This is a genomic window from Streptomyces sp. NPDC002125 (assembly GCF_053593715.1).
Window position 1 is genome coordinate 268407 of the sequence record NZ_JBSFDD010000006.1, and the last position, 18919, is coordinate 287325.

Here is an 18919-nt window from a genome sequence, read left to right on the forward strand (position 1 = left end):
TCTGCCAGATACGTCCCCCTCCGCCCGATGATCCTCCGGTCGGGTTCCGGTCGCACATCGGGCACGTTACCGAGGCGTCCTTGTTCCGGAGGAGGGGCCAGGACCCGATGCGGTTGAACCACGTACGACCAGTTCGGGCATGAACACGAACTCGCTGTGCGGAGCGGGCGTGCCTCCGATCTCCTCCAGCAGCGTGCGCACGGCGGCCTGGCCCATCGCCGTCACCGGCTGCCTGATTGTGGTCAGCGGCGGATCGGTGAAGGCTATGAGGGGCGAGTCGTCGTACCCCACCACCGAGAGGTCCCTCGGCACCTCCATCGACAGCCGCCGGGCCGCCCTGATCGCGCCGAGCGCCATCATGTCGCTCGCGCACACCACCGCCGTACAGCCGCGCTCCATCAGCGCCGAGGCAGCCGCCTGGCCGCCCTCCAGTGTGTACAGGGAGTGCTGGATCAGTTCCTCCACGGCGTCCGCGGTGAGACCGAGCTGCTCCTGCATCGTGGCGTGGAAGCCCTCGATCTTGCGGAGCACCGGCACGAAGCGCTTGGGGCCGACCGCCAGCCCGATGCGCTGGTGCCCCAGCGCCACCAGGTGCGTCACCGCGAGCCGCATCGCCGCCCGGTCGTCGGGGGAGATGAACGGCGCCTGCACCTTGGGGGAGAAGCCGTTGACCAGGACGAAGGGAACGCCCTGGGCCCTCAGTTGCTCGTAGCGCTGCATGTCGGCGGAGGTGTCGGCGTGCAGGCCCGAGACGAAGATGATGCCCGAGACCCCCCGGTCGACGAGCATCTCCGTGAGCTCGTCCTCGGTGGAGCCGCCCGGCGTCTGCGTCGCCAGCACCGGTGTGTAGCCCTGCCTGGTCAGCGCCTGGCCGATGACCTGGGCCAGCGCCGGGAAGATCGGGTTCTCCAGCTCGGGCGTGATCAGGCCGACGAGGCCGGCGCTGCGCCTGCGCAGCCGCACGGGACGCTCGTAGCCGAGGACGTCGAGCGCCGCGAGGACGGATTCACGGGTGGCCGCAGCGACACCGGGCTTGCCGTTCAGTACGCGGCTGACCGTAGCTTCGCTGACCCCCGCCTGAGTTGCGATATCGGCAAGCCGTGCGGTCATGGCAATGGACTGTACCGGGCGCGTGTCGGATTGCCCACCATGCGCGAAATCCGGGCACCCCGCTCCCGCCGAGGCCGCCCCTCACCTCGTACGCGGCAACATCTTGCAAGCCCTTGCGGGTGCCGTTCGCAGGGGCCCGGCAGGGCGCCCGACCGGCCCGGAAAGGGTCCTGGCCTGGCATTGGCAGGGAGAAGAGGGTTCCGTCAAGAGTCTTGACGGCAACCTTGAGGACACGCCAATGTAACGATCGGCGGTGCTTGCAGAAATCTTCCGCAAAGTCTTTCGGTCGTCTTTCATCCTTGTTACGTTCACGTCGACCCGGCGCCGCGACGGAGCGGTACGGCAGTTGAAGGAGTTCAGATGCGACGTGGCATAACGGCCACCGCCCTGGTCGCGGCCCTGGCGCTCGCGGCGACCGCCTGCGGCAGCGATGACGAGACCGGCGGCAGCAAGAGCTCGGGCGAGCTCTCCGGCACGGTGACCTGGTGGGACACCTCCAGCGTCGGCACCGAGGACAAGGTCTTCAAGAAGCTTGCCGAGGGCTTCGAGAAGGAGCACCCGAAGGTCGACGTCAAGTACGTCAACGTGCCCTTCGGTGAGGCGCAGAACAAGTTCAAGAACGCGGCGCAGGCCGGTGCGGGAGCCCCCGACGTCATCCGCTCCGAGGTGGCCTGGACCCCCGAGTTCGCGGACCTCGGCTACCTCGCCCCGCTGGACGGCACCGCGGCCCTCAAGGACCAGGACGACTTCCTGGACCAGGCCGCCGCGTCGACCAAGTACAAGGGCAAGACGTACGCCGTCCCGCAGGTGATCGACTCCATGGGCATCTTCTACAACAAGAAGATGTTCGCCGACGCCGGCGTCGAGCCGCCCGCGACGATCGCCGACCTGAAGACCGTCGCCAAGAAGATCAAGGACAAGACCGGCAAGACCGGTCTCTACCTGCGCGGCGACGACTCGTACTACTTCCTCTCCTTCCTCTACGGCGAGGGCGGTGACCTGGTCGACGCGGAGTCCAAGACCGTCACCGTGGACGGCGCCGAGGGCGTCAAGGCGTTCAACGTCGTGAAGGACCTCGTCGACTCCGGTACGGCGAAGACCGACGCCACGGACGGCTGGGAGAACATGATGCAGTCGTTCAAGAACGGCGACGTCGCCATGATGATCAACGGTCCCTGGGCCGTGGCCGACACCCTCACCGGCAAGGAGTTCACCGACAAGGCGAACCTCGGCATCTCCACGGTGCCGGCCGGCTCCGCCGCGCAGGGCGCCCCGCAGGGCGGCCACAACCTCGGTGTCTACGCGGGCTCCAAGAACCTCGACGCCTCCTACGCGTTCGTCGAGTACATGACCTCGGTCGAGGCCCAGGCCCAGACCGCCGGTGACCTGAACCTGCTGCCGACCCGCACCTCGGCCTACTCCAAGGCCCAGGCCGTGGACAGCGAGATCGTCCAGTTCTTCAAGCCGGTCGTCGAGACCGCCGTCGAGCGTCCCTGGATTCCCGAGACCGGCAGCCTCTTCGCCCCGCTGAACATCGAGTACACCAAGGTCCTCACCGGCCAGACCACTCCGGAGAAGGCCGCCAAGGCGACCGGCGACTCCTACCGCAAGCTCCTCAAGGGCTGGAAGTAACTCAGGAAGGCAGGCCGGCTGATGGCTGTCCACACCAGCCAGTCGGTGGCGAAGGCCGCGGGCGACGACGTCGCCCGCGGCCGGAGCCGCGGTACTGGTAACCCCCCACCACCGAGCAAGCTCCGGCGCGCCCTCTCGGTCCACTGGTACGCCTGGACCATGGTCGCCCCGGTCGTGATCGTGATCGGCGTGATCATCGGCTACCCGCTGGTCCGCGGTATCTGGCTGTCGATGACCGACGCCAACGAGCGCAACGTCGCACGGTCCATCGGCGTCAACGAACTCCCCGCCACCTACGAGTTCGTGGGCGTGGACAACTACGTCGACGCGCTGACCGGCAGTCAGTTCCTCGGCACGCTCGGCTGGACACTGGTGTGGACGGTCGCCTGCGTGGGCATCACGTTCTGCCTGGGCATGGCTCTCGCCAACATCCTCAACCGGCGCATCGCCGGACGCTCCATCTACCGCATGGCCCTCATCCTTCCCTGGGCCATCCCCGGCTTCGTCTCGGTCTTCGCCTGGCGCTTCCTCTACAACGAGGACCGCGGGCTGCTCAACAAGATCCTCGGCGGCGCCGGAATCGACGGCATACCCTGGCTCAACGACCCCACCTGGGCCAAGTTCTCCGTCATCGCCGTCAACGTCTGGCTCGGCATCCCGTTCATGATGGTCGCCCTGCTCGGCGGACTCCAGTCGATCCCCTCGGAGCAGTACGAGGCCGCGGAGATGGACGGCGCCACCGCCTGGCAGCGCTTCCGCCACATCACGCTCCCCGGACTGCGCCCGGTGTCCACCACGGTGATCCTGCTCTCCACCATCTGGACCTTCAACATGTTCCCGGTGATCTTCCTGCTGACCCGCGGCGGACCCGGTGAGGCCACCCAGATCCTGGTCACCCAGGCGTACAAATTCTCCTTCGAGATCAGCCCGCGCGACTTCGCGCAGTCCTCCACGTGGGGCGTGCTGATCCTCGTACTCCTGATGCTCTTCGCCGTGGTCTACCGGCGAGTGCTCCGCACGCAGGGAGACAACTGGTGACCACCGCAACCACCGCCCGGCACGGCGCCCCCAAGCCCCGGCTCCGCGGCGACCGCTCGCCGGCCGCGTCCGTGGCCCTGCACCTCACCCTGATCGTCGCCTCGGTGATCGCGGTCTTCCCGGTGCTCTGGGTCCTGCTGACCTCGCTGAAGCCCGCCAAGTTCGCGACGACGACGGACTTCTTCAAAGAGACGACGTTCGAGAACTACACGAACCTGATCAAGGACACCGAGTTCCTGACCTGGTTCGGCAACTCCGTGGTCATCGCGGGGCTCTCCACCGTTATCGGTGTCTTCGTCTCCGCGACCACCGGCTACGCCGTCAGCCGCTTCCGCTTCCCCGGCAAGCGCGGACTGATGTGGACGCTGCTGATCACCCAGATGTTCCCGGTCGCCGTCCTCATCGTGCCGATCTACAACATCATGTCGAGCATCGGCCTGCTCAACCAGCCGGCCGGCCTCGTCATCACCTACCTCACCATCTCGGTGCCGTTCTGCGCCTGGATGATGAAGGGCTTCTTCGACACGATCCCGCAGGAGATCGACGAGTCGGGACAGGTCGACGGACTCACCCCGTTCGGCACCTTCTGGCGGCTCATCCTGCCGCTCGCCAAGCCCGGCCTCGCCGTCACCGCCTTCTACTCCTTCATCACCGCCTGGGGCGAAGTGGCGTACGCCTCCGCCTTCATGGTCGGCGACGAGAACCTCACCCTCGCCGGCGGACTGCAGAAGTTCGTCAACCAGTACGGGGCCCAGTGGGGCCCGATGACCGCGGCGTCCGTGCTCATCGCCATCCCGGCCGCACTGGTCTTCCTCTTCGCGCAGAAGCACCTGGTCACCGGCATGTCCGCCGGAGCCGTCAAGGGCTGACGCACCAGTCCCGCACGACCGTACGCAAACGTCACGGCGGCGCCGGATCCCCGACCAGGTCCCGGCGCCGCTCCCCACCCAGACACCCCAGGGACGACATGACCCAGCACCTCGCTGCCCCCTCCACCGGCACGTCCGACGACGCCCCGGGCCACCGCACCGGCTGGTGGCAGGACGCGGTGATCTACCAGGTCTATCCACGGAGCTTCGCCGACGGCAACGGCGACGGCATGGGCGACCTCGCGGGCGTCACCGCGCGGCTCCCCTATCTCCGGGACCTCGGTGTCGACGCCGTCTGGCTCAGCCCCTTCTACGCCTCGCCGCAGGCCGACGCGGGGTACGACGTCGCCGACTACCGGGCCATCGACCCGATGTTCGGCACGCTCCTCGACGCCGACGGGCTGATCCGTGAGGCCCACGGGCTGGGTCTGCGCATCATCGTCGACCTGGTGCCCAACCACTCGTCCGACCAGCACGAGTGGTTCAAGCGCGCCCTCGCCGAGGGCCCCGGCTCCGCCCTGCGCGAGCGCTACCACTTCCGCCCCGGCAAGGGCACCGACGGCGAACTCCCGCCCAACGACTGGGAGTCCATCTTCGGCGGGCCCGCCTGGACCCGCAGCACCGACCCGGACGGCACCCCCGGCGAGTGGTACCTGCACCTCTTCGCGCCCGAGCAGCCCGACTTCAACTGGGAGCACCCGGCCGTCGCCGACGAGTTCCGCTCGATCCTGCGCTTCTGGCTCGACATGGGCGTCGACGGCTTCCGCGTCGACGTGGCCCACGGCCTCGTCAAGGCGGAGGGTCTGCCCGACCTCGGCTCGCACGAACAGCTCAAGCTCCTGGGCAACGATGTCATGCCGTTCTTCGACCAGGACGGCGTGCACGAGATCTACCGCAGCTGGCGCACCATCCTCGACGAGTACCCCGAGAACAAGGGGCCCGAAGGGCCTTCGTCAGAAGGGCGGCGGTGGGCGACGGGCGGGCGGATTCTCGTCGCCGAGGCGTGGACCCCCACCGTCGAGCGCACCGCCAACTACGTGCGCCCCGACGAGATGCACCAGGCCTTCAACTTCCAGTACCTGTCGACCGCCTGGGACGCCGCCGCGCTGCGCACCGTCATCGACACCTCGCTCGACGCGATGCGTCCGGTGGGCGCCCCCACCACCTGGGTGCTCTCCAACCACGACGTCACCCGCCACACCACCCGCTTCGCCAACCCGCCGGGCCTGGGCACCCAGATCCGTACCCCCGGCGACCCCGAGCTGGGTCTGCGGCGGGCACGCGCGGCGACCCTGCTGATGCTGGCGCTGCCCGGCTCCGCCTACGTCTACCAGGGCGAGGAGCTCGGCCTCCCGGACGTCACCGACCTGCCCGACGAGGCCCGCCAGGACCCGTCGTACTTCCGCGCCGAGGGCCAGGACGGCTTCCGCGACGGCTGCCGGGTGCCGATCCCGTGGACCCGCGAGGGCAGCTCGTACGGCTTCGGCGACGGCGGCAGCTGGCTGCCGCAGCCCGACAGCTGGGGCGCACTCTCCGTCGAGGCGCAGGCCGGCGTGGAGGGCTCCACGCTGGAGCTGTACCGCGCCGCGATCGCGGCCCGGCGCGCACACCCGGGGCTCGGCGCCGGCACGGACGTGCGGTGGCTGGACGCCCCCGAGGGCGTGCTCGCCCTGGGCCGCGACGGCTTCGTCTGCACCGTCAACACGACGGGCGCACCGGTACGCGTCGACGTTCCGGGCACCCTGCTGCTCGCCAGCGCCCCGGTGACCGTCGACGGCGACACCGTCGAGCTGCCCGCCGACACCACGGTGTGGTGGACGGTGTGACCGTCCCCGCACCCAGGACCGGACCGGCGCTGCGGCTCTCCGACATCGCCGGTCAGGCCGCGGTCAGCGAGGCCACCGTCAGCCGGGTGCTCAACGGCAAGCCGGGCGTCGCGGACACCACGCGTCAGCGGGTGCTCGCGGCGCTCGACATCCTCGGCTACGAACGCCCCGTACGGCTGCGGCAGCGCAGCGCCGGACTGATCGGACTGGTGACGCCCGAACTCACCAACCCGATCTTCCCGGCGTTCGCGCAGTCCGTGGAGCAGGTGCTCGCGGGGCACGGCTACACGCCCGTGCTCTGCACCCAACTGCCCGGCGGCGCCACCGAGGACGAGCTGGTCGAACAGCTCGTCGAGCGTGGCGTCGGCGGGATCGTCTTCCTGTCCGGGCTGCACGCCGACACCTCGGCGGACCCGGCGCGCTACGCCGCGCTCACCGAGCGCGGCGTGCCGTTCGTCCTGATCAACGGCTACAACGAGCGCATCAGCGCCCCGTTCGTCTCGCCCGACGACCAGGCCGCCGTACGCATGGCCGTCAGCCACCTCGCGGAGCTCGGCCACCGGCGGATCGGTCTGGCGATCGGGCCGCAGCGCTATGTGCCCTCCCGGCGGAAGCGCGACGGCTTCGTCGACGCGGCGGTCTCGCTGCTGGACATGGACCGGGATGAGGCCGAACTGCTCGTCTGCTCCACGCTGTTCAGCGTCGAGGGCGGCCAGGTCGCGGCGGGCGCACTGCTCGACGCGGGCTGCACCGGCATCGTCTGCGGCAGCGACCTGATGGCGCTCGGCGTCGTCAGGGCGGCACGGGGCAGAGGGTACGACGTCCCGCGCGACGTCTCCGTCGTCGGCTTCGACGACTCGCAGCTGATCGCCTTCACCGACCCGCCGCTGACCACCGTGCGCCAGCCGGTGCAGGCGATGGCCGCAGCGGCGGTGGGCGCCCTGCTGGAGGAGATAGGGGGCAGCCCCGTGCAGCGCACGGAGTACGTGTTCCAGCCGGAGCTGGTGGTACGGGGCTCGACCGCTGCGGTACGCGCCGCCTGAGGGTGCGCATGAACGGGTGAGGCCGGGTCCGGAGGGGGGACCCGGCCTTTCGCGTACCCGCGTTCCTTCCGGAGGTGCGGGGGAGACGGTCCGAGTGAACTGGGTCACAGGCTGTCACAGGGTCGGTGCAGGTGGTGTCTTGAGCTTGAACAGCTCGAACAGCTCGCAACGAGGGAGACATCTTCATGGTGAAGAACACCGACGTGGTCGTGGTGGGCGGCGGGTACGCCGGCGTCATGGCGGCCAATCGCCTGACGCAGCGCGACGACGTCACCGTGACGCTGGTCAACCCGCGCCCCGTCTTCGTCCACCGGGTCCGCCTGCACCAGATGGTGGGCGGGACCGACACCGCTGTCGTCGACTACCAGGACGTGCTGGCGCAGGGGGTGCGGCTGGTGGTCGACGGCGTGACGCGGATCGACGCGGCCGGGCGCGCAGTGGAACTGGCGAGCGGTGGTGCGGTCGGCTACGACTACCTGGTCTACGCGGTGGGCAGCGGCAGCGCCGACCCGCAGGTGCCCGGTGCGGCCGAGTTCGCCTACCCGATCGCCGGCCTGGAGGAGGCGCAGCGGCTGCTGCCGGTCCTCGATGCCGCGCCCGCACCGGTCCCGGTGACGGTCGTCGGAGCCGGTCCGACTGGCATCGAGACCGCCGCCGAACTGGCGGAACAGGGCCGTGTCGTGACCCTGGTCTGCGGTGGGGTGCTCGGCCCGTACCTGCACCGGCGGGGGCGGCGGTCGGTGGCCGGGCGGCTGGCGGCGCTCGGGGTGACGGTCGTGGAGGGTGCAGACACGGAAGTGACGGCGGTGACGCCTGACGCGGTGCGGCTCGCCGACGGCCGGGAGCTGCCCAGCGCGGTGACCATCTGGACCGTGGGCTTCGGCGTGCCGGACCTGGCCGTCCGCAGTGCGCTGAGCACCGATGCCCTGGGCCGCCTGCTCACGGACGAGACGCTGACGAGCGTGGACGACGACCGCATCGTCGCGGCCGGGGACTCGGCGGCGCCGTCGGGCCTGCCGCTGCGGATGAGCTGCCAGACGGCGATGCCGCTGGGCGCACGGGCCGCGGACACGGTCCTCAGCCGGCTGGCGGGCGAACAGCCCGAGACCCTCAACCAGTCGTTCGGAGCCCAGTGCATCAGCCTGGGCCGGGGCACCGGCATCTTCCAGTTCGGCAACAGGTCCGACGTCGCGGTGTGGTTCCACATCGACGGTCGCCTCGGCGCGAAGATGAAGGAGACCGTGTGCAAGGGCATCGTGAAGCACTTGGCCGACGAGGCGCACAAGCCCGGAAGGTACAGCCTGCACCGCATGAAGGGGGGCGCCGGACGCCGCGAGGCGCTGGAGGCCGTACGCGCCGAGGCACCGGCCATCGAACGGATTTCCTAGGTACGGGCCGACCGAGGGGGAGATGATCGAAACGTGAGTGCTGATCATGCCGTCGACCGTGCGACGGAGGTCTTCGTCGCCCAGCGCAATCTGCTCTTCACCGTCGCCTACGAGATGCTCGGCTCGGCGGTCGACGCCGAGGACGTCCTCCAGGAGACCTGGCTGCGGTGGGTCGAGGTCGACCTCGACCAGGTGCGCGACCAGCGCGCGTACCTGGTCCGGATCACGACCCGGCAGGCGCTCAACCGGCTGCGCACGATGTCCCGGCGCAAGGAGTCGTACGTGGGCCCCTGGCTGCCTGAGCCGCTGCTGACCACCCCGGACGTGGCCCAGGACGTCGAACTCGCCGAAAGCGTGTCGATGGCGGTGATGCTGGTCCTGGAGACGCTGTCACCGACCGAGCGGGCCGTCTTCGTGCTGCGCGAGGTCTTCGACGTCGGCTACGACGAGATCGCGGCGGCGGTCGACAAGACCCCGGCAGCTGTCCGCCAGATCGCGCACCGTGCCCGCCGGCACGTGGACGCCCGGCGCCCACGCACAGTGGTGTCCCAGCGCCAGACACGGGCGGCCGTGGAGTCGTTCGTACGGGCACTGGAGGGCGGGGGCCTTCAGGAACTGCTCGACGTCCTCGCGCCGGACGTCGTCTACATGGGCGACGGCGGCGGCGTGAAGCACGCCGCGCTACGGCCGATCGTCGGCGCCGACAAGGTGGCCCGCCTCCTGTCCGGCGGCCTCAACAAGAACACGATCCCGATCACCTTCCGCCCCACCATGGTCAACGGCAGCCCGGCGCTCGCGCTCCACCTGGACGGTGAGCTGGACAGCATCCTCGCGGTCCACGTGGAAGACGGCCGCATCGCCGGTCTCTACGTCGTCCGTAACCCCCAGAAGCTGTCCCGCATCGCGTCCGAGACACCGCTCACCCTGCGGTGAATCACCCGTAGTCGATCTGCGGCGTGGGAATGGGGCGCGGCAGTGGACCTCGTGCCGGCCCGGAGCAACATCAACTCGTCCGACTCCAGAGAGAGATCCTTGGCATGGAGATCCTTCGCTATGTGTTCCTCGTCTTCCACCTCTTCGGGTTCGCCGCACTCCTGGGCGGCGTCTTCCACCAGCTGAGAGGGAAGGACCCGGTGACCGGCGGCTACATGGTGAGCAGCGCGGTCGTCCAACTGGTCACCGGTGCGGGGCTCATCTGGACCCGGATATCCCAGGACCTGCCGGTGGACAACGCGAAGATGGGGGTGAAACTGGCCCTGGACGTCCTGGTGGCGGTCACCGCGCTGGTCGGCATGCGCAACGAGCGGCCGTGGGCCTTCTTCGCCGTGGCATCGTCCACGGCCGCCGCAGCAGTCGTGGCCATCGTCTGGAAGTAGCCCCCGCGAACAGCCATGGAGAGGTCAGCGTTGGGAGGCGTACGCCAGGAAGGCCGTCCAGGTGGCGGGGGCGAAGCCGAGGTGAGGGCCGGGGGTGTTCTTGGAGTCGCGGACGTGGACGGCGCCGGGAGCAGTTGCGACCTCGACGCAGTCGTTGCCGCTGCTGCTGTCGCTGTAGCTGCTCTTGAACCAGACCGGTTCGCGGGTGTCCTCGACGGAGGGCTTGTCGGTCATGTCTCTCCCAACACGTGCTCGATGAAGGCGAGCGACTCCCGTGGCGTGAGCGCCTGAGCTCGGATCATCCCATAGCGCAGCTCAAGGATCCTGAGCTGCTTGGGGTCGGACACCGGGCGGCCGTTGAACGCGCCACCGGAGCGACCGACAGCGGAGCCGTCACCGAACTTCAGGATCTCGATGTCGCTGCCGATGCCGGGATGCGTCTCACAGTGCAAGGGCATGACCTGAAGTGAGACATTGCGCAACTGTCCGACTTGTAGAAGTCGTTCGAGCTGGTCTCGCCATGCCGTCCTTCCTCCGATGGGGCGTCGGAGTGAAGCCTCTTCCTGGACGAAGCTGAGGGTGGGTGCCGGCTCCCGCTCGAAGACGGAACGACGTCCGATGCGTGCTGATACGCCTCGCTCCACCTCGTCCTGCGAGTAGGCGGGTTGGCGAGCTTCCAACAACACGCGTGCGTGCTCCTCCGTCTGTAGAAGCCCGTGCACGCCGTGGCATGAGAACACACTGATCTCCACCGCACGGGCCTCCATGCGCGCCAGGTCCCGCACCTTCTTCGGGTAACGGACCTCGGCCATCTCCTTCTTGAACATGGCGAGCTTCCCGCCCGCTCCCAGCACCTTGTCCGCCTTGTCCAGGAACTCCGGCCGGGGGATACGCCTGCCTCCCTCCACCTTGTAGACCAGGTCCTCGCCGTACCCGATGGCGGTTCCGAACTCGCCGGCTCGCATGCCTGCCGCCTCCCGCCATGCCTTGATCTGGCGGCCCACGGAGGCGACCACCGCCGCCCCCGACTCGTCGTCGGGATCGACCTCCCAGCCGGGCTCGTCGGCTCCGTCGTTCCCGGTCGTCCCAGCCTCATCCACGTTCATCCGTGCCCCACTTCCGACGCGCCTGCCGTTCTCGCACCAACCTCTGTCGTCCCCGGCGAGTCACCCCGGACAGTCGGGACAGCACTGGACAAGGACCGGACAATCACCGTACGTAACCGGATTGTTCCTCTTCACGGTAAGCAAGAACAGCCACGCTGCGTGATGTGACCCTAGAAATCACCCGAACCGAACATTCCGCTCCGGTACGGCAGTTCGCCGTACTGCTCTCTCCCACGCGTAGGGGCGCCCGGCTCGCCCGCCTGCTCGCCGCGGCGCACCTGGGGGACTGGGGGCTGCCCACGGAGCCGGCGGTGCACATCGTGGCCGAACTGGCCGCGAACGCCGCTCTGCACGGCCGTGTACCGGGCCGGGACTTCAAGCTGGACCTCGCCGTCCATCCAGGCGGTCTGCTCCGCATCGAGGTGACCGACACCCGGGGCGAGCTGCTCCCGCCCGTGCCCGGAGCTGTTGATGTGCCCGCGCAGGAGGCGGAGTCCGGGCGGGGTCTGCTGATCGTCGGGGCGCTGGCCGACCGGTGGGGAGTGGATGTGGGACCGGTGCCGCGCAAGACGGTCTGGGCCGAGATCGACCTCGTACGGTGACCGCCGCCACCGGGTCGCGGACGGCCGCGACCCGGTGGGCCGCGACGTGGTGGTCCGCGACGCTAAATGCTTTGAAAGAACTCGGGAAAATGACCCTTCCCACCCCAACCCGCCGTCATGCGCGTTTCGTCACTCGCTCGGGTGACATAAGGCAACTGAGCTGGATTTGGCATGCGTTGTCGGGCATATGCTCGCCCCGACCGCCACAGACATGAGACGGCCCCCGACAGGACTGGCATCCCGATCGAGGGCCTGACCACCGAGGAAGAAGCGCTTCCTGATGGGTACCGAGCAGATTACCGCGCCCCCGTGCGCCCAGCCGGTTGCGTCCGGCGTGATCCACAGCAACGTCCGGCATGCCGGAGGCTTCACCGTCATCGGCAACCACCTGGCGCAGCACCGTGGCCTCTCCCTCGTCGCGATCGGCCTCGCCGTGCACATCCAGTCGCTGCCCGCCGGGGCGAAGGTCGGCATCAAGCATCTGGCGGGCCGCTTCCCGGAGAGCGAGACCCGGATCGCCGCCGCCCTAAGGGAGTTGGAGGCGGTGGGCTATCTGCACCGCAGCCGCGTACGCCTCGCAGACGGCCGGATCGTGACCCGCACGGTCTCGTTCAACCAGCCGGGCGCGGAGGCCGCTGCCGCACCCGCTGCCCCTCGGCCCCGGGTCGTACGCGGTACGGCGGCGCCCGAGCCGGTGTTCGCCCCCACGCCCGCGCCGCAGACGCAGTGCGCACCAGCCGCGCCGGAACACCAGCCGGAGGTCGTCCCCGTGCCGTCCCCGACGGCCCGTACGGTGCCGCTCCCGCCGCTTCCGCAGCCGCAGGCGCTCACCCCGGAGCTTCAGCGGACGGCCGCCGCGATCCTCGCCGACCTGCGCCGCCACGCGCCGCAACTGGTCCTCTCCGAAAGGGACATCGAGATGCTCGCGCCAGGCGTCGTCACCTGGCTGGAGCGGGACGCCGACCCGGAGGCCGTCCGCCGCGCCCTGACCCACGACCTGCCGGTCCCGCTCAAGCACCCGGCCAAGCTCCTGCGGCACCGGATCACGGCGCTCCTGCCGCCTCCGCTCCCCGGCACCCACGAGCTGGCCCCCGTACGCCCCGGAGTGATCGTCATCCCGCTCCAGAACTGTGACCGCTGCGACCGGGCCTTCCGCTCGCGCCACCCCGGCCACTGCCGCGACTGCCGCACCGACCTGCCCGCAGCCGCCTGATCCAGAATGGAACCCCATGGTCAGCGCACCGCACGAAGCGATGCACCGAATCTTCCAGGAATTCCCGGACCTCATCTCCCAGCTCTCCGACGTCCTCGGGCTCGCTCTGCCGCCCCTGGTGTCGGCAGCGCCGCTGACCGTCGACCTCACCGAGACCGAACCGCTCGAACGGCGCGTGGACACGCTCCTGCGCATCGTGACGGAGGACGGCGGCCCTTTCCTTCTCGTCGTCGAAGCCCAGGGGAAGAAGGACCCCGGCAAGACAGCCAGCTGGCCGTACTACGTCACCTACCTCAACAACAAGTACCGGCTCCCGGTGCTGCTCCTCGTGATCTGCCAGGACCACGCGACGGCAACGTGGGCGGCTCGACCGATCACCATCGGCCTGCCCGGATGGCCGACCGTCACGACCCGGCCTCTCGTGGCGGGCCCCCACAACATGCCCGTCATCACGAACGTGGCCGAAGCCCGCAAGGACCTGCCTCTCGCCACACTCGCTGCTATCACACACGCTGACAATCCGGACGTCGATGCGATACTGAAGACGATGTCCGTCGCCCTGCGCGACACACCGGAAGCGATCGCTGGACCCGTCGTCGAATTCATCGCACAAGGCCTGGGTAACCGCCCGGCTGCACAACAGTGGAGGAACCTGGTGGCCGTGGATCTCTCCTTCTACACCTCGCCGCTCTCCGAGGAAATCCGTGACGAAGGACGTGCTCAGAGGGGCGCCGAAGATGTCTTGCGCGTCCTTGGCGCACGTGGCATCGAGATCAGCGATTGGACCCGCGACAAGGTCACGGCCTGCACCGATCCGGAACTGCTGAGCCAGTGGCTGGTTCGCGCAGCTGTCGCCGACACAGGTGACGAAATCTTCACCGAAGAGCTGTCCGGCGACCGACATGACGCTGTCCCGGTGCCGGTCGCCTCGCACTGGCTGGACTCCGCCCGGCCGGCGAACAGCGAAGGCGCCTGATGGCCGGTCGGCCCTATCACATCTCGCCTCGAGATCTTCGACGAGGAGGTGCCCGCCGGGCGGTGACCCGTGCCGCGTCGGCACACGCCGATGCGGCACCGGCGGGAGGAGCAGGGCATATTCGCGTACCGCCCGCTCCGGGGGACTGTGTGCCTGGCTGGCCGGCCACGCACCCGCGCGCCTCCGCTCCCAGGGCGCTTCGCCGGAACTGCTCCACAGCGTACGGCTGCTCGGTCTGACCGGCCCCGCCCGCTGGGAGGACCCGCACTGGCCGGGGTACACCTACTGAGCCGGGCCGCCGTGCGCCAGGGGCGTCCGGCGGGCAAGGGGTGGGCACTCCTCAGGCGAGCTCCTTCCGGGACGGAACGACGACCCCGTACAGGTCGGCGATGGTGGCGAGCGCGCTGTAGTGCACCTGGCGGGCGTCCAGTTCGGTGCCGACGACCGGCAGCGCCCGGGTGGCGCAGGCGTCGGCCACGACCGTGGGGCGGTTGCCGCGCAGGAAGGCGCCCTGGGCCGTGAAGGCGACGCACATGTGCGTCATGAACCCGGCGATGACCAGATCGCTGTTGCCCGCGTCGTCGACATGCCGGCCCAGGTCCGTACCGACGAAGGCGTCCGGCGCCTTCTTCACGACCACGGTCTCGCCGTCGGCCGGCGCGACAGCGGCGTGGATCCGGCCGATCTCGGCCCGGATGTCGTACGGGGTGCCTTCGCCGCCGTCGTTGATCACATGGATGACCTTGGTGCCCTCCTGGCGTGCCTGTGCCAGCAGCTCGGCAGCGGCCTCCAGTGCGGGCTGCCAGCCGTCCAGTTCCATCACGCCGGTCGTGTAGGTGTTCTGGTAGTCGACGAGAACCAGGGTCGATGCGGCGAGCTTCGCGGGGGTGTCGTCGAGACCGTTGAGTCGGCGCAGCGTCGTTCTGGGCATGGGGAACCACCTGGGGATCGAGTGTCGGGGCAGCTCACCGGGGCGATGACCTGCACCAATGACGCTATGGCCACCACTGCGTGTCGGCAATGTCGTCTAACCTGCAGAAACCGACATCGACTTGACCGGCCCCGGGAGTCCCATGAGTACCGTCCGACGGCTGATCGTCATCGTCCTCTTCGACGGAGTGGACCTGCTCGATGTCACAGGCCCCCCGGAGGTGTTCTCCCTCGCACGCCGCGAATCGGACGAGGCGGCGGGCTACGACGTGGTCCTCGCCGCCGAGACCATGGACCCGGTCACCACCGGTGCCGGGGTGCGCGTCCTCCCGGACGTCACCTTCGGCGATCTGTCCACGACGAGCATCGACACCCTGATCGTGCCCGGCGCGGTCGAGGTCGACAGCCGTCGCCGCGTGCACCCGCTCACCGACCCGAGCGTGGTGGCACGGGTGAAGGAACTCGCCCCGCGCAGCAGGCGGATCACCTCCGTCTGCGTCGGAGCGCACATCCTGGCAGCCGCCGGGCTCCTCGACGGCAGACGCGCCACCACCCACTGGTCCACCGCCCAGCAGCTCGCCGCCGACCATCCGGCCGTCGAGGTCGACGCCGATCCGATCTTCATCCGCGAGGGCGACGTGTGGACCGGTGCGGGGATCAGCGCCTGCCTCGATCTGTCACTCGCCCTCGTCGCCGACGACCTGGGAGAAGCCGTCGCGTTGAGCGTCGCGCGGCAACTCGTGATGTATCTGAAACGGCCGAGCGGTCAGAGCCAGTTCAGCGTTCCCCTGGAACAGCCGTCCATGACGCGGCGCATCGAGGACCTCCGCCTCCACGTCATGCGCAACATCGGCGAGCCGCTCACCGTCGCGGACCTCGCCGGACACGCCCACATCAGCGACCGGCAGCTCACCCGGATCTTCAAGACCGAACTCGGCACGACCCCGCACGCCTACGTCGAATCGGCCCGTGTCGAGGTGGCGCGGAGCCGGCTCGAAACCACCGACTCCACGATCGAACACATCGCTTCCCTGTGTGGATTCGGCACCGTCGACACCCTCGTCAGGGCGTTCCGCCGCAGACTCGACACCACACCGACCGAGTACCGGCGCCGCTTCAGGGCCGGCGGGGCCCGAGGCTGAAGAGCGCTGCCGTGAAGGCTGCCTCAGGGTGACACGGCGGCCCGGCGGCGGCGCAGCATCAGGATCAGGCCCGTCGCGATCGCCAGGCCCACGACGGCCAGCGTGGCGCCCTTCGCGATCGGTGCGCGCCAGCCGTAGTCGGCGGTGTAAGCGGTCCCGGTGTCCTCCGCCAGCCGTACGCCGTCGATCGCACCCGGCATCGCCTCGCCGCGGCTGACGTCGACATCGTCCCGCAGGTCGACGTCCCGCTCGGTGACCGTGCCGTCGGCGCTGGTGAACGTGCCGATCCAGCTGCACGACTCCTTGCCGCAGTCGCGGTCGGTGGGGGCCAGGGCACCGACGGGGCCGTCCCGCAGGGCGGTGCGGCCTTCGAATCCCTCGGCGGCCAGGCCCATTCCGCCGCCGAGCGCGACGAGCAGGACGAAGACGACGGCTATGCGTACAAAGACCCGTTCACGGGTGCGCAGGGGGCGTCCGGTGCTCATGGGACGGTGAGCATAGCCGGGCAACGCGCAGGAGAGGCCCGTCGGTCGGCCCAGGATTGGGCCGGCGGGGAAGCGACGTCGGGGCCTCTCCTTGGCGTGACCGGCCCGGTCGGCCGGGCGCGTGGGATCCGGCGGACCGGACCCCCGGCCGACCGGGCCGGAGTCGCTACGAACTTAACAGGACCGCAATATCTTGCGTAAGTCCTTGCAGGAAGAAATCTCCAGTATTTCGAGGATGTGAGCGGGACGTAATCGCGTCGTGTCCAGGGGGTTGACCGGGACAGGCCAGGCTCGTACGGTCTGCTGCGCACGGGCTTTTGCATCCTTGCTGCAAGAAGCTTCATGAGCCTTGAGGGCACGGCGCGTTGCCATGTGAGGCTGCTCCGCCATCCCCGCACTTCCCCCACCGCAGGAGGAAAGTCATGGCACGCAGACCCTTGTCTGGCGCGCTCGCCCTCACCATGGGTGCCGCAGTCCTCGCCCTCCCCGCCGGGCTCGGCGCCGCCGGTACGGCACAGGCCGCGCCGCCCGGCGAGAAGGACGTCACCGCGGTGATGTTCGAGTGGAAGTTCAGCTCCGTGGCCCAGGCATGCACGGACAGCCTCGGCCCCGCCGGTTACGGCTTCGTCCAGGTCTCGCCGCCCCAGGAGCACATCCAGGGCGGCCAGTGGTGGACCTCGTACCAGCCGGTCAGCTACAAGATCGCCGGGCGCCTCGGTGACCGTACGGCCTTCGCGAACATGGTGAACACCTGCCACGCCGCGGGCGTCAAGGTCATCGCGGACTCGGTCATCAACCACATGTCGGCCGGGTCCGGCACCGGCACCGGCGGCTCCTCGTACACCAAGTACGACTACCCGGGCCTCTACTCGGTCAACGACATGAACGACTGCCAGTCGCAGATCAACAACTACGGCGACCGGGGCAACGTCCAGAACTGCGAGCTCGTGGGTCTCGCCGACCTGGACACGGGCGAGGACTACGTACGCGGGAAGATAGCCGGGTACCTCAACGACCTGCTCTCCCTCGGCGTGGACGGCTTCCGCATCGACGCCGCCAAGCACATGCCGGCCGCCGACCTCGCCAACATCAAGTCGAGGCTGAGCAACACCGGTGTGTACTGGAAGCACGAGGCGATATACGGAGCCGGGGAGGCCGTCTCGCCCTCCGAGTACCTCGGCAGCGGCGACGTCCAGGAGTTCCGCTACGGCCGCAGCCTCAAGCAGGTCTTCAACAACGAGAACCTCGCCAACCTGAAGAACTTCGGCGAGGGCTGGGGCTTCATGGAGTCCGGCAGGTCCGCCGTCTTCGTCGACAACCACGACACCGAGCGCGGCGGCGACACCCTGAACTACAAGGACGGCGCGAACTACACCCTCGCGAGCGTCTTCATGCTGGCCTACCCCTACGGCTCCCCGGACGTCCACTCCGGCTACGAGTGGTCCGACAAGGACGCGGGACCGCCCAACGGCGGCCAGGTGAACGCCTGCTACAGCGACGGCTGGAAGTGCCAGCACGCCTGGCGCGAGATCTCCTCCATGGTCGGCTTCCGCAACACCGCCCGCGGCCAGGCCGTCACGAACTGGTGGGACAACGGCGGCGACCAGATCGCCTTCGGCCGGGGCTCCAAGGCGTACGTCGCCATCAACCACGAGGGCTCCTCGCTGAGCCGGACCTTCCAGACCTCGCTGCCCGCCGGCGACTACTGCGACGTCCAGACCGGCAAGGGCGTCACGGTCAACAGCTCAGGGCAGTTCACCGCCACCCTCGGCGCCAACACCGCACTCGCCCTGCACACCGGCGCCCGCACCTGCACCGGCGGCGGCACCACCCCCGACCCGGGCCCCGGCACCGGTGACTCCGGCGCCTCCTTCGGCGTCAACGCCACCACCCAGCTCGGCCAGAACATCTACGTGACCGGCGACCAGGCCGCGCTCGGCAACTGGGCCCCCGGCAGCGCGCTCAAGCTCGACCCGGCGACGTACCCCGTCTGGAAGCTCGATGTCGCCCTGCCCGCGGGCACGTCCTTCGCATACAAGTACATCCGCAAGGACGCGAGCGGCAACGTCACCTGGGAGAGCGGCGCCAACCGCACCGCCACCGTGCCGGCCTCCGGCAAGGTCACGCTGACCGCCGACGTCTGGCGCAGCTGACCGCACACACCACCAGGGCCGGGGACGCGA

The 18919-nt window shown here is 69.3% G+C and carries 18 protein-coding genes; 13 read left to right on the forward strand and 5 right to left on the reverse strand.

Annotated features, from left to right (window positions below; translation table 11 throughout):
• Positions 1 to 66: 66 nt before the first annotated feature.
• The gene (locus tag ACWCQM_RS13820) at positions 67 to 1110 is read right to left on the reverse strand and encodes a LacI family DNA-binding transcriptional regulator (protein ID WP_450915494.1); all 1044 of its coding nucleotides are present in this window, start codon (positions 1108 to 1110) and stop codon (positions 67 to 69) included.
• A gap of 360 nt (positions 1111 to 1470) precedes the next feature.
• On the opposite strand from ACWCQM_RS13820, the gene ACWCQM_RS13825 reads away from it, so the two are divergent.
• The 8 genes from ACWCQM_RS13825 (at position 1471) to ACWCQM_RS13860 (ending at position 10282) form a co-directional block, all read left to right on the forward strand.
• The gene (locus tag ACWCQM_RS13825) at positions 1471 to 2742 is read left to right on the forward strand and encodes an extracellular solute-binding protein (RefSeq protein WP_450915495.1); all 1272 of its coding nucleotides are present in this window, start codon (positions 1471 to 1473) and stop codon (positions 2740 to 2742) included.
• A gap of 21 nt (positions 2743 to 2763) precedes the next feature.
• Positions 2764 to 3780 carry a carbohydrate ABC transporter permease gene (locus ACWCQM_RS13830; RefSeq protein WP_450915496.1) on the forward strand — a complete coding sequence of 339 codons (1017 nt, stop codon included), beginning with the start codon at positions 2764 to 2766 and terminating at the stop codon, positions 3778 to 3780.
• The gene (locus ACWCQM_RS13835; protein ID WP_267077954.1) at positions 3774 to 4649 is read left to right on the forward strand and encodes a sugar ABC transporter permease; all 876 of its coding nucleotides are present in this window, start codon (positions 3774 to 3776) and stop codon (positions 4647 to 4649) included. The genes ACWCQM_RS13830 and ACWCQM_RS13835 overlap by 7 nt, the downstream gene beginning before the upstream one ends.
• Positions 4650 to 4747: 98 nt before the next feature.
• Positions 4748 to 6475: a glycoside hydrolase family 13 protein gene (locus tag ACWCQM_RS13840; protein WP_450915497.1), complete on the forward strand. Its 1728-nt coding sequence runs from the start codon at positions 4748 to 4750 to the stop codon at positions 6473 to 6475.
• Entirely contained in the window at positions 6460 to 7518 is a 1059-nt protein-coding gene (locus tag ACWCQM_RS13845; RefSeq protein WP_450915498.1) for a LacI family DNA-binding transcriptional regulator, read from the forward strand. Before ACWCQM_RS13840 ends, ACWCQM_RS13845 begins: the two co-directional genes overlap by 16 nt.
• A gap of 185 nt (positions 7519 to 7703) precedes the next feature.
• Positions 7704 to 8906 (forward strand): NAD(P)/FAD-dependent oxidoreductase, encoded by a 1203-nt coding sequence (locus ACWCQM_RS13850; RefSeq protein WP_450915499.1) that lies wholly within the window; start codon positions 7704 to 7706, stop codon positions 8904 to 8906.
• A 33-nt stretch (positions 8907 to 8939) separates the two neighbouring features.
• A complete protein-coding gene (locus tag ACWCQM_RS13855; protein WP_450915500.1) occupies positions 8940 to 9839 on the forward strand; it encodes an RNA polymerase sigma-70 factor in 900 nt (299 codons plus the stop codon).
• A 104-nt stretch (positions 9840 to 9943) separates the two neighbouring features.
• The gene (locus ACWCQM_RS13860; RefSeq protein WP_450915501.1) at positions 9944 to 10282 is read left to right on the forward strand and encodes a hypothetical protein; all 339 of its coding nucleotides are present in this window, start codon (positions 9944 to 9946) and stop codon (positions 10280 to 10282) included.
• A 24-nt stretch (positions 10283 to 10306) separates the two neighbouring features.
• On the opposite strand, the gene ACWCQM_RS13865 is transcribed toward ACWCQM_RS13860, so the two are convergent.
• Together ACWCQM_RS13865 and ACWCQM_RS13870 are read right to left on the reverse strand one after the other, a co-directional pair.
• Positions 10307 to 10516: a DUF397 domain-containing protein gene (locus ACWCQM_RS13865; RefSeq protein WP_450915502.1), complete on the reverse strand. Its 210-nt coding sequence runs from the start codon at positions 10514 to 10516 to the stop codon at positions 10307 to 10309.
• On the reverse strand, positions 10513 to 11388 hold the full coding sequence (locus ACWCQM_RS13870) for a helix-turn-helix domain-containing protein (RefSeq protein ID WP_450915503.1): 876 nt from the start codon (positions 11386 to 11388) through the stop codon (positions 10513 to 10515). The genes ACWCQM_RS13865 and ACWCQM_RS13870 overlap by 4 nt, the downstream gene beginning before the upstream one ends.
• Positions 11389 to 11552: 164 nt before the next feature.
• On the opposite strand from ACWCQM_RS13870, the gene ACWCQM_RS13875 reads away from it, so the two are divergent.
• From ACWCQM_RS13875 to ACWCQM_RS13885, 3 genes are all read left to right on the forward strand, one after another.
• The gene (locus ACWCQM_RS13875) at positions 11553 to 11990 is read left to right on the forward strand and encodes an ATP-binding protein (protein ID WP_450915504.1); all 438 of its coding nucleotides are present in this window, start codon (positions 11553 to 11555) and stop codon (positions 11988 to 11990) included.
• A 280-nt stretch (positions 11991 to 12270) separates the two neighbouring features.
• Positions 12271 to 13203 (forward strand): helix-turn-helix domain-containing protein, encoded by a 933-nt coding sequence (locus ACWCQM_RS13880; protein WP_450915505.1) that lies wholly within the window; start codon positions 12271 to 12273, stop codon positions 13201 to 13203.
• A 16-nt stretch (positions 13204 to 13219) separates the two neighbouring features.
• Positions 13220 to 14179: a hypothetical protein gene (locus tag ACWCQM_RS13885; protein ID WP_450915506.1), complete on the forward strand. Its 960-nt coding sequence runs from the start codon at positions 13220 to 13222 to the stop codon at positions 14177 to 14179.
• 340 nt (positions 14180 to 14519) lie between these two features.
• Here the strand turns inward: ACWCQM_RS13885 and ACWCQM_RS13890 are convergent, their stop codons facing one another.
• Positions 14520 to 15110, reverse strand: a complete 591-nt coding sequence (locus ACWCQM_RS13890) for a cysteine hydrolase family protein (RefSeq protein WP_450915507.1) — start codon at positions 15108 to 15110, stop codon at positions 14520 to 14522.
• Between the two features lie 142 nt (positions 15111 to 15252).
• On the opposite strand from ACWCQM_RS13890, the gene ACWCQM_RS13895 reads away from it, so the two are divergent.
• The gene (locus ACWCQM_RS13895; protein ID WP_450915508.1) at positions 15253 to 16251 is read left to right on the forward strand and encodes a GlxA family transcriptional regulator; all 999 of its coding nucleotides are present in this window, start codon (positions 15253 to 15255) and stop codon (positions 16249 to 16251) included.
• A gap of 23 nt (positions 16252 to 16274) precedes the next feature.
• Here ACWCQM_RS13895 and ACWCQM_RS13900 read toward each other — a convergent pair whose 3' ends face one another.
• Entirely contained in the window at positions 16275 to 16736 is a 462-nt protein-coding gene (locus tag ACWCQM_RS13900; RefSeq protein WP_450915509.1) for a hypothetical protein, read from the reverse strand.
• Positions 16737 to 17158: 422 nt separating this feature from the next.
• Here ACWCQM_RS13900 and ACWCQM_RS13905 point away from each other — a divergent pair, with 422 nt between their 5' ends.
• Positions 17159 to 18889, forward strand: coding sequence for a carbohydrate-binding module family 20 domain-containing protein (locus tag ACWCQM_RS13905; protein WP_450915510.1), 1731 nt, complete (start codon positions 17159 to 17161; stop codon positions 18887 to 18889).
• The last annotated feature ends 30 nt before the right edge of the window (positions 18890 to 18919 follow it).

Bases quoted from the DNA above. Each gene is read 5' to 3' on its own strand.
- ACWCQM_RS13840 (WP_450915497.1), top strand. From the start codon at position 4,748: ATGACCCAGCACCTCGCTGCCCCCTCCACCGGCACGTCCGACGACGCC.
- ACWCQM_RS13820 (WP_450915494.1), bottom strand. From the start codon at position 1,110: ATGACCGCACGGCTTGCCGATATCGCAACTCAGGCGGGGGTCAGCGAA.
- ACWCQM_RS13890 (WP_450915507.1), bottom strand. From the start codon at position 15,110: ATGCCCAGAACGACGCTGCGCCGACTCAACGGTCTCGACGACACCCCC.
- ACWCQM_RS13860 (WP_450915501.1), top strand. From the start codon at position 9,944: ATGGAGATCCTTCGCTATGTGTTCCTCGTCTTCCACCTCTTCGGGTTC.
- ACWCQM_RS13880 (WP_450915505.1), top strand. From the start codon at position 12,271: ATGGGTACCGAGCAGATTACCGCGCCCCCGTGCGCCCAGCCGGTTGCG.
- ACWCQM_RS13905 (WP_450915510.1), top strand. From the start codon at position 17,159: ATGGCACGCAGACCCTTGTCTGGCGCGCTCGCCCTCACCATGGGTGCC.
- ACWCQM_RS13900 (WP_450915509.1), bottom strand. From the start codon at position 16,736: ATGAGCACCGGACGCCCCCTGCGCACCCGTGAACGGGTCTTTGTACGC.
- ACWCQM_RS13895 (WP_450915508.1), top strand. From the start codon at position 15,253: ATGAGTACCGTCCGACGGCTGATCGTCATCGTCCTCTTCGACGGAGTG.
- ACWCQM_RS13830 (WP_450915496.1), top strand. From the start codon at position 2,764: ATGGCTGTCCACACCAGCCAGTCGGTGGCGAAGGCCGCGGGCGACGAC.
- ACWCQM_RS13825 (WP_450915495.1), top strand. From the start codon at position 1,471: ATGCGACGTGGCATAACGGCCACCGCCCTGGTCGCGGCCCTGGCGCTC.
- ACWCQM_RS13865 (WP_450915502.1), bottom strand. From the start codon at position 10,516: ATGACCGACAAGCCCTCCGTCGAGGACACCCGCGAACCGGTCTGGTTC.
- ACWCQM_RS13870 (WP_450915503.1), bottom strand. From the start codon at position 11,388: ATGAACGTGGATGAGGCTGGGACGACCGGGAACGACGGAGCCGACGAG.
- ACWCQM_RS13850 (WP_450915499.1), top strand. From the start codon at position 7,704: ATGGTGAAGAACACCGACGTGGTCGTGGTGGGCGGCGGGTACGCCGGC.
- ACWCQM_RS13885 (WP_450915506.1), top strand. From the start codon at position 13,220: ATGGTCAGCGCACCGCACGAAGCGATGCACCGAATCTTCCAGGAATTC.